General features: G+C 33.5%; 8 protein-coding genes. 2 read left to right on the forward strand and 6 right to left on the reverse strand.

The genetic code is table 11. The features are described 5' to 3' along the window. Positions 1–366 precede the first annotated feature (366 nt). Positions 367–1089: a pyruvate formate-lyase-activating protein gene (pflA, locus tag CLORY_RS21665; protein ID WP_079428469.1), complete on the reverse strand. Its 723-nt coding sequence runs from the start codon at positions 1087–1089 to the stop codon at positions 367–369. Between the two features lie 21 nt (positions 1090–1110). Then, positions 1111–3345 carry a formate C-acetyltransferase gene (gene pflB / locus CLORY_RS21670; protein ID WP_079428471.1) on the reverse strand — a complete coding sequence of 745 codons (2235 nt, stop codon included), beginning with the start codon at positions 3343–3345 and terminating at the stop codon, positions 1111–1113. Positions 3346–3821: 476 nt separating this feature from the next. Between pflB and CLORY_RS21675 the strand changes: the two genes are divergently transcribed. Further along, positions 3822–5048 (forward strand): MFS transporter, encoded by a 1227-nt coding sequence (locus tag CLORY_RS21675; RefSeq protein WP_079428473.1) that lies wholly within the window; start codon positions 3822–3824, stop codon positions 5046–5048. Between the two features lie 104 nt (positions 5049–5152). Here the strand turns inward: CLORY_RS21675 and CLORY_RS21680 are convergent, their stop codons facing one another. From CLORY_RS21680 to CLORY_RS21695, 4 genes are read right to left on the reverse strand one after another with little or no spacing between them, the layout of a single operon-like run. Continuing rightward, entirely contained in the window at positions 5153–6289 is a 1137-nt protein-coding gene (locus CLORY_RS21680) for an ABC transporter permease (protein WP_079428475.1), read from the reverse strand. Further along, on the reverse strand, positions 6286–7077 hold the full coding sequence (locus CLORY_RS21685) for an ABC transporter ATP-binding protein (protein WP_079428477.1): 792 nt from the start codon (positions 7075–7077) through the stop codon (positions 6286–6288). Before CLORY_RS21685 ends, CLORY_RS21680 begins: the two co-directional genes overlap by 4 nt. Before the next feature lie 14 nt (positions 7078–7091). Then, on the reverse strand, positions 7092–7829 hold the full coding sequence (locus tag CLORY_RS21690) for an efflux RND transporter periplasmic adaptor subunit (RefSeq protein WP_079428479.1): 738 nt from the start codon (positions 7827–7829) through the stop codon (positions 7092–7094). A gap of 4 nt (positions 7830–7833) precedes the next feature. Continuing rightward, on the reverse strand, positions 7834–8460 hold the full coding sequence (locus CLORY_RS21695) for a TetR/AcrR family transcriptional regulator (protein ID WP_079428481.1): 627 nt from the start codon (positions 8458–8460) through the stop codon (positions 7834–7836). Positions 8461–8632: 172 nt separating this feature from the next. Here CLORY_RS21695 and CLORY_RS21700 point away from each other — a divergent pair, with 172 nt between their 5' ends. Beyond that, a complete protein-coding gene (locus CLORY_RS21700; protein WP_079428483.1) occupies positions 8633–9892 on the forward strand; it encodes a methyl-accepting chemotaxis protein in 1260 nt (419 codons plus the stop codon). Positions 9893–10016 lie beyond the last annotated feature (124 nt).

Consider the following 10016-nt stretch of genomic DNA (forward strand, 5'->3'; position numbering starts at 1 on the left):
ACACGTGCTCTCCGCACAATACTTTGTACTTTTAATTACCGAAGCCAGTTTCCTACAAGGAGTTCTTGCTACCAGAATTTACACGGGCTTACTTCCTCACCTTTCTTTATTATTGACAGGATTTCGTCTTTATTAACAAACGCATCCAATTTTCATTCTACTTGGTGAAAGCAAGTTTTCATGGGCATTTCCTACGAAAAAGAAGATTACTTTTTCATTCTACTTGGTGAAAGCACGCTTTCATGAACATTTCCTATGAATTAATTTTTTCACTAAAAATCAGCCTGCTGATTTTCAAAATTTAAATTAATCGAAATTCTGCACAGCAGAATTTCTTCCTTCACTTTACTCTTTTCTCTTTACTCTTTAATCTTTAATCTTTTCTCTAACATATTTTTCAAACTCTGAAGCCTTGTTTTTATCCATGCTGTCAATCCCTTCAAGCCTATAATTAATACCTAGCTTTTTATACTTTTCTACACCCATGGTATGGTAAGGAAGTATCTCAAATTTATCTAATTTGCTGGTATCGAATTTTCTTTTAATTATGTCAATAAGCTTATCCATAGCTTCAAAGCTATCTGTAACTCCTGGCACCATAACATGCCTTACCCAAAACCTGGCATTAGATAAATTTACTGCATTGACAAAGTTATAAAATTCATTGATATCACCATTCACAAAGCTTCTATAGCCATCCTTTGTAATATGCTTTATATCAAGGATTACCAAATCAGTATATTTTAGTATTTCGTCATACTTTCCAACTCCAAAACCTGCTGTATCCAATGTGGTATGAATACCATTCTCCTTGCAAAGCTTGAAGAATTCGATAAGAAACTGCGGCTGCATCAAAGGTTCTCCGCCTGAACAGGTTACACCACCGCCGGATCTATCAAAATATGTTTTAAATCTCAAAACTCTCCTTAAGAGTTCTTCTGCAGCAATTTCTGTACCGCCTTCTGATTTCCAAGTATCAGGATTGTGGCAAAAGGCACACCTTAAGCCACAACCCTGAAAAAATATAACCACCCTTATCCCAGGTCCATCCACTAATCCCATAGATTCTATAGAATGAATTCTACCCATATAATCCACCTTTTCTTATTATTAAACTCTTTCGTGGAATGTTCTGCTTATTACCTCCATCTGCTGTTCTCTTGTAAGCTTAACAAAATTAACAGCGTATCCTGAAACTCTTATTGTAAGTGTTGGATATTTTTCTGGATGATCTACAGCATCTAATAATGTATCTCTATGCATTATATTTACGTTCAAATGATGTGCTCCTTTGGAGAAATATCCATCCAGTATTGCTGCCATGTTAGTCTTTCTTGTGTTATCATCTTTTCCAAGTGCTTCTGGAATAATTGAGAACGTGTTTGAAACACCATCCTGGCATACTGAGCGATATGGTATTTTAGCTACTGAGTTAAGTGAAGCTAATGCTCCATTTACATCTCTTCCGTGCATTGGATTAGCTCCTGGAGCTAAAGGCTCACCAGATTGCCTTCCGTCAGGAGTTGTTCCTGTCTTTTTACCATACATAACATTTGATGTAATAGTAAGGGCTGATAAAGTATGTTCTGCGTCTCTATAAGTTTTAGTTTTTCTAAGCTCTGATATGAATTTATTTACTATTTCTACAGCTATATCATCAACTCTGTCATCATCATTTCCGTACTTAGGGAAATCTCCTTCAGTAACAAAATCTACTGCTACCCCTTGTTCATTTCTTACAGGTTTTACCTTAGCATATTTTATAGCACTAAGGGAATCAGCTGCAACTGAAAGTCCTGCAATACCGCAGGCTAAAAATCTATGAACTTCTGTATCATGAAGTGCCATAAGTCCAGCTTCATATGCATATTTATCATGACTGTAGTGAATAGCATTTAAGGTATTAACATAAAGATTTGCTACATACTTCATTACTTTAAAATAGTTTTTCTTTACTTTTTCATAATCCAGAACTTCGTCTTCTATCTTATCAATATCTGGCACAACTTTTTCAAACTTTTTCTCGTCAACTCCGCCATTTATTGCATATAGAAGTGATTTAGCCAGATTGCATCTTGCTCCGAAGAACTGCATCTGCTTTCCAATCTGCATTGCAGATATGCAGCAGGCTATACCATAATCATCGCCGTATACAGGTCTCATAATATCATCATTTTCATATTGAAGCGCATCTGTCTCTATAGACATCCTTGTGCAATACTTTTTGAATGTTTCTGGAAGATTTACTGACCAGAGAACAGTCATATTAGGTTCTGGTGCAGATCCAAGATTTGTAAGTGTATTTAAAAATCTATAGGAATTCTTTGTAACAAGTGTTCTTCCATCTATCCCCATTCCGCCTATAGATTCAGTAACCCAGTTAGGATCTCCCGCAAATAATTCGTTGTATTCAGGAGTTCTTAGATGTCTTTCAATTCTTAGTTTTATTACAAACTGATCAATAAGCTCCTGAGCCTCATGTTCAGTTATCACTCCATTTCTTAGATCTCTTTCTATATATATATCTAGGAATGTAGATACTCTACCAAGCGACATTGCTGCACCGTTATTCTCTTTTATTCCAGCCAAATACCCAAAATAAGTAAATTGAATTGCTTCCTTTGCATTTGAAGCCGGTTTAGAAATATCTATACCATAACTTACAGCCATTTTTTTCATCTTTTTAAGAGCTTTTATCTGGTCTGAAACTTCTTCTCTTTTTCTTAAAATATCCTCCAGCATATCATGCTGCTTTAATGAACTTAAATCTTTTTTCTTTTCTTCTATAAGGAAATCAATGCCATATAATGCTATTCTTCTAAAATCACCTATTATTCTGCCTCTTCCGTAGGCATCTGGAAGTCCCGTTAAAAGACCTACATGCCTTGCCTCTCTTGTTTCTTCTGTATACACATCGAACACGCCTTCATTATGAGTTTTTCTCAGCGTTTTAAAAATCCTATCCATTTCTTCATCTACTGTATATCCATAAGCATCAAGTGCTTGTTCTGCCATTCTTATTCCGCCGAAAGGATTTACCATTCTTTTAAGTGGCGCGTCTGTTTGAAGTCCAACGATAACCTCGTTTTCCTTATCTATATAACCTGGTTTGAAACTATCTATACCAGAAACAGTTTTTGTATCCACATCAAGAACTCCGCCCTTTTTCAGTTCTTCCAGCAGTAATTTCTCAGTTTTTTGCCAAACCTTTTTAGTTCTCTCTGATGCGGAAGATAAAAAACCTTCATCGCCAGTATAAGGAGTATAATTCTTCTGTATAAAGTTTCTAACGTCTATTTTTTTCTGCCATGTGCCCTCATTAAAGTCTTCCCATTGTTTTTGCATAAAATCTCTCTCCTTTAAAATATAATTAGAATATATAAGCCCTTAAGATTTATGTCTAACTATCAATGCAACCCCAAATTATATGAATTTACATTAATAATATATCAAAATATTTCGCAACTGTCACTAACGTTTTTGTATGGTTTTTAATTAATTTTCATGTTTTTTTATCAACTCCTTTAAAATATGCTGTTATACAAAGGATTTCTAGTTTTTATTATTGAAAATCATTATCATTAAAATTTAAAAAAATTTTTCTTGCGAAATATCTATGTAATTATATTACGATTATAGCATATGCTAATTATCCCGTCAATTAACCTTTTTAGTGACTTCAATGTTAACTAAAGATCTTTTATAAAATTTTTATTATATAATTAAGCCAATTACAAATAACTATACTATGTGTTATACTTTTATAAGTGCGCTAAAAACATAAAAAATATTTGCTATGGGTATAAAAGAGAGGAAACAACATGGGAAAATTAAACAAACTTTTTGATCAATACAGAGGCTTGCCGCGGGAGATCTATGTAATATTCATATCCCGTATAATCAATAGCATGGGTAGCTTTGTACAGCCTCTTCTGACTTTGATATTAACTGATAAGATAGGATTAAGTACTACAGTTTCAGGACTTTACATAACAGCAGTAAATTTAATTTCAGTACCGAGTATAATTATTGGTGGAAGATTAGTCGATACTTTGGGACGTAAAAAAGTAATTATTATTTCGCAAGGATTAGGTGCTTTTACATTGATTGTATGCGGGCTCATGGATACTAGCGTCTACATGGTATATGTGCTTATGTTTTCTTCAATAATGTACAATGTATGTACTCCTGCATATGATGCTATGCTGGCGGACTTAACCGTCCCTCAAAACAGGAAGAACTGTTATTCCTTTATATATATGGGAGCTAACATTGGTTTAGCTATAGGCCCCTTTATTGGAGGACTTTTATATAAAGATTTTCTTCCGCTTGTTTTTATCGGAGATGGCATAACAACAATAACTTCATTAATATTAGTTTCAAAATTTATTAAAGAAACAAAACATCTAAATGAGAATATAAAGGTTGATCGTAAAATGGAGAGAAAAGTTCATGGTTCCGTTTTTAAAGTTCTCCTTCAAAGACCTATATTAATTTACTTTGCTTTAATTTTATTTTGTTACCAATTTGAATATTCTCAGTACGGCTTTACTCTTCCTATTCAATTAGACAGATTGTTCGAAAGCAAAGGTGCAGTTTATTACGGATTTCTATCTAGTTTCAACGGCATAATTGTAATACTCTTTACACCTATAATTTCAAAAATAACACATAAAATAAAGCCGCTGAAGGTCATGGCATTAGGAGGCTTTTGCTATGCAATAGCTTTTGGAACACTATCATTCATTAATATGCTGCCCTTATTTTATCTTTGTATATTTATAATGACTTTAGGAGCTATAATGATATCAATAAATTCTTCAGCTTTCATTGCAAACTATACGCCTGCTTCTCATAGAGGAAGAGTAAGTTCTATACTGCCTATGATTATTGGCGCAGGTTCTACCTGCGGCCCACTGATAATGGGCAGATATATATCGGTATTCAGTATCGCTAGCTGTTGGGTTATTATCGGAACCTTAGGGATTATCTCAACCAGTTTGATGACATTATTATCTAGGTCAAAACTAGTTAATAATAAAAATTAATAAATTAAGAATGAGGAATTAAGGTTAAAATTCTGCACAACAGAATTTCTTCCTTCACTTTTCTCTCTACTCTTTTCTCATTGCTCATTCCTCATTCCTCATTTTTAATTAGTGAACGGTTTTACGGTAAGTCTTATTATACTTATAGTAAGCAGTACAATTCCTAAGAGCGATAACAAAATTACATCCTTAAGAATATATTCAATTCCAACTCCCTTTGTTATTATCCCCCTGAGTATATTCAAAAAATACGTTAGGGGAATTATATTGCCTATCAGTTGTATAGCCTTAGGCATGGCCTCACGCGGAAAAACAAACCCAGAAAGAAGGATACTCGGAAGAAGTGCTACTATGGAAAGCTGCATAGCCTGAAGCTGAGTTCTAGAGATAGATGATATCAAAATACCTATGGAAAGGGCGCATACTACAAATCCTAGACCTAACAGTAAAAGTAGTGGAAGGCTACCATTTATGGGTACTCTAAACCATACAGTCCCTAACAGCAATGAAAATATAAAATCAAAGAACCCTATAAAAATGTATGGTACAAGCTTTCCGAATATTATTTCTGGAGCTCTGAGTGGTGATACTGTTAACTGCTCTATTGTACCTCTTTCCCGTTCTCTAACTAAAGCAAAAGCTGTAAGTAAGATAGTTACATTCTGCATTATTAATCCTATAAGTCCTGGTATTGTAAAATTTTCGTTTCTTAAATTAGAATTATACAATACCTTTGTATTTACCTCTACTCCTCCAGTGTCTTTCACCCGTCCCAATCTTTCGTTGATGCTTTTTAATACTTTTACTCCATACTGCTGACCTGACACTACACCGCTGCTGAAAGCTGTTCTAGCCGTTGTAGGGTCTGATCCATCAACAAGAAATTGAATTGCAGCCTTTTCCTTGTTTTGAAGTTTAATTGAAAAATCTGGAGGTATTATGATTGCCCCATGTATTTTGCCTTCATCCATTTCAGTTTCTATTTTATTTATATCGTGTTCTTTACTTTTCACGTTAAAATAATTGGTATTTTCAAAACTTTGAATTAACGCTCTGCTTTCAACTGAGTTACTTTGATCTATTACGCCTATAGATATATCCTCAAGTTCTGTATTTACTGCATATCCAAACAAAAGAATCATCATTAACGGCATCATTATTGCTATTCCAAAACTGGCCTTATCTCGTTTTAATTGTATGAATTCTTTTTTCATTATAGCTATAAATCGTTGAAAATTCATTTTACAGCCTCCCCACCAATTATTTTTTTGAGTTCCTTAAAAGAATGCTCAACCTTTTCATTAGTAGTCTGTTCTACGTATTTTATAAACACATCCTCAAGATTATTAGCATCTTCTTTTTTTATAAGTTCTTCTGGAGTTCCTAAAGTTAAAAGTTTGCTGTTAAATATGAAAGCAAGTTTATCGCAGCTCGCTGCCTCATCCATATAATGTGTAGTCACAAGTACGGTAATTCCTGATCTTGACAATGTAAATATCATTTCCCAAAATATCCTTCTCGATACAGGGTCTACAGCAGATGTCGGCTCATCTAATACTAATATTTCCGGCTGATGAATAAGTGCACAGCCAAGTGCCAGTCTTTGTTTCCATCCACCAGAGAGATTAGCCGTAAGCCTATTTTCTTTTCCCTCAAGTCCAGCCATTTTAATGATGTTCTTCTTTTTATCTTCTCTTTCTTCTTTCTTTATTCCATATATACCGGAATAGAAATTTAGATTTTCATTTACAGTCAAATCCTCATATAGACTAAATTTCTGTGACATATATCCTATTTTTGACTTTATCTTATTTCTATCCTTAATAACATCATACCCTAGTACTTTTGCCGTTCCACTGCTTGGTTTCATAACACCGCAAAGCATCTTTATTACAGTAGTTTTACCAGAGCCATTAGGACCTATAAAGCCATATATCTTTCCTCTAGGTACATTAAAGCTGACATTATCTACAGCTGTAAATTTTCCAAACTTCTTTGTTAGTTTCCTTATTTCTATAGCGTTTTCCAAACCCCTTACCCCCCCTATTTAATTTCTACATCAATAAGCGTTCCTGGTGAATAATTAAATCCTGCTGGGGTACTTATCTTTACCTCAAATACAGTATTTTCTTTATCAGATTTGGTTTCTGTATTTTTGGGAGTAAACTCTGCTTCCGATGATATATAGTTTACAGTTCCAATCCCAACTTTTTTGTTATCATAGTACAATTTTAATTTATCCTTGAGTTTTATAAGGTTTCTCTTGCTCTGTTCTACATAGACTTTTATATAGCTGTTATCTGGAATGATAACTCTTGCAATATTATTACCGCTTTGAACTAGTTCACCAGTATGGAAAAACACTTCTGACACTATTCCTTTGTTTGGTACAGAAATACTGCATTCATTTATACTTAATTGTGCTAAATTCACCTGCGCCTTGGCCTGCTTAATAGCGCCTTTTAATTGTTTCTTCTTATTGTCGCTGACTCCATCAGGAAGTTCGTCATAATTTGCCTTGGCTGTATCATATGCACCTTCCGCTTGCATTTTTTGAAGTTTATACTGTTTTGATTCTATTTTTGCTGCTATTTGATTTCTGCCTACTTCGTCACCTTGTTGAATTTTTAAATGCTCTATTTTACCGGAAACCTGAGAAGTTATATAGTAATCATCGCTTTCTAAAGTGCCTGTATATCTATTATTATCTTTTTTTGCACATGCAGTAAGTAAAATCAGACTGGTTGCTACCAATAAGACCGATACCTTATTTAATTTCATATTATTACATCTCCTCACGTTTTATTATTCCATCTAAAAATATGTCTGTCATCTCTTCTATCTGTTTCTCTTTATCCATTGTAATCAAATCTGGAAAAACTTCTTTCTGAAACATATACATCATAACCATTCCAATAAGTGATCTCAGAGCCACAAACAAATCTATATCATTTCGAAATTTTAACTTTAATGACCTTTCTTGCGTAAAATCTAGAATCAAGTTCTTTGCAGACATTATTATGTTATTTACAACTATTTGCCTTAACCCCTCATCGTACTGTATTTCATTGATAACAACCTTAAATATATCCTTATTTTCTTCAATCAAGTTTACCCTATCAATAAGAATAAGTTTCAATACCTCTCTTATATTCTTATCCCTGTTTTCATTAATAATTTTGGTCAATCTTCTTGTAATAAGCCCATCTGCTATAACATCTACCGAATTCATTATAACTTTTAATATTAGTTCTCTTTTATTTTTAAAGTATCTAAATATAGTGCCCTCTGCTATCCCTACTTCTTTAGCTATTTCACTAGTAGTGGTGTTACTGTATCCTTTTTCAGAAAAAATTTTAACTGCTGCTTGTAAAATCTCTTCCTCTCTGCCCTCTGATGCTTTTCTTGCCATAGTTCTTTCATCCTTTCTCAATAATAAGTGAGTACTCACTTATTATTTTATTCCATTAAATTATTTTGTCAATATAATTAAAACAAATACTTTAGTTAATTTTCCATTTGTGATATATTATTACTATGGATAAAATTAGAATAAATAATTACTATACAAAGGAGGCATCCCTATGAGGAGCAATAAAAATCAAATTATTTTTTCCATTTCATCAGTAAGTATTCTCTGCCTTTTAGTATCTTACTTAATAATCTGGTTCATACCATCTAAGGCATTAAGTATACCGATTGCCGCATTGGCTTCTATCGTACTTATATTAATTCTTAGTATTTTTTTTGGAAAAACCATTGGCGGATTCCTGGAAGATTTTCTAAAGGAATTAAATAAAATATCAAATTTAGACTTTTCTATGGATTCTAAACTCGAAAAGCATCTTAAAACGAATAAAAATTCGAGTGCGCTTGCTAATTCACTTCTTAAAGTAAAAAGCCAACTTGATTCTTTAGTAAATGAAATGTCAAAAAGTTCTGAGTCTATGAAGGTATCCAGTCAGCAGCTTTCAAAAGCCGTTGATACTATAACAGAAAAATCAAGTTTTACCCGTACTTCCTTAAGTCGCATTGTCAATAGCATCGAAACCAGAAGTGCTACTTCAGAAGAAATCTCTGCATCCGTACAAGAGGTTAACTCAAGTATAAGTGAATTATCTCAGAAAGCTATGGATGGAAGTAATACTGCAAATCATGCTAAAGATAGAGCTACTGCTCTAAAAGAAAAGGGACAACAAGCTGTAGCTGAAATAAATAGCTTATATGATGAAAAAGAGAAAAAAATGCTTTCAGCTATTTCAGATGCTCAAGTTATTGCTGATATTAAAATTATGGCTGATACGATTGCAAGTATAGCAGAGCAGACAAACCTTCTAGCACTAAATGCGTCCATTGAAGCTGCTAGAGCTGGTGAACATGGAAAGGGTTTTGCTGTTGTTGCTGATGAAGTCGCAAAACTAGCAGATGAATCTAAAAATGCAGTAACTGGCATTCAAGATACTATTTCAAAAGTTGAAAATTCTGTAGAAAATCTTTCAACTACTGGAAAAGAAATTCTTCAATTTATTAATGATAGTGTAAATCCGAAGTTTGAGGGATTTGGTGAAATGGCAGAACATTATTATAATGATTCTGAATTTGTAAGCAGAATGTCTGAAGAGATAGCTTCCATGTCCGAGCAGCTAGCTGCAACAGTAGATCAAGTTAGTGAAGCAATTCAAACTATGTCTGAAGACGAACAAGAATCTGCAAAACATGCAGAAACTATAAAGACAAACACTAATGACAGTACAGATAAACTATCCCAATTAACAGACTTAGCTAAAAATCAATTAGAGCTGGCAAATCATTTTGATTCAATAATTAAAAAGATACAATTATAAAAAAATCCCCTACCGGGGACTATGAGTTTTAGAATGGAAAAGGTTCGTTCTCATCAACTAAATACGAACCTTCTTCTACTTTCTTTTCTCCTGAATAATAAAAATCTGCATCACAATTAGGGCA

The organism is Clostridium oryzae, assembly GCF_002029235.1.
In the GTDB taxonomy this organism is placed as follows: domain Bacteria; phylum Bacillota; class Clostridia; order Clostridiales; family Clostridiaceae; genus Clostridium_AE; species Clostridium_AE oryzae.

Excerpts from the sequence above, each read along its gene's own strand:
- pflA (WP_079428469.1), bottom strand. The coding sequence starts at position 1,089 with ATGGGTAGAATTCATTCTATAGAATCTATGGGATTAGTGGATGGACCT.
- pflB (WP_079428471.1), bottom strand. The coding sequence starts at position 3,345 with ATGCAAAAACAATGGGAAGACTTTAATGAGGGCACATGGCAGAAAAAA.
- CLORY_RS21675 (WP_079428473.1), top strand. The coding sequence starts at position 3,822 with ATGGGAAAATTAAACAAACTTTTTGATCAATACAGAGGCTTGCCGCGG.
- CLORY_RS21680 (WP_079428475.1), bottom strand. The coding sequence starts at position 6,289 with ATGAATTTTCAACGATTTATAGCTATAATGAAAAAAGAATTCATACAA.
- CLORY_RS21690 (WP_079428479.1), bottom strand. The coding sequence starts at position 7,829 with ATGAAATTAAATAAGGTATCGGTCTTATTGGTAGCAACCAGTCTGATT.
- CLORY_RS21695 (WP_079428481.1), bottom strand. The coding sequence starts at position 8,460 with ATGGCAAGAAAAGCATCAGAGGGCAGAGAGGAAGAGATTTTACAAGCA.
- CLORY_RS21700 (WP_079428483.1), top strand. The coding sequence starts at position 8,633 with ATGAGGAGCAATAAAAATCAAATTATTTTTTCCATTTCATCAGTAAGT.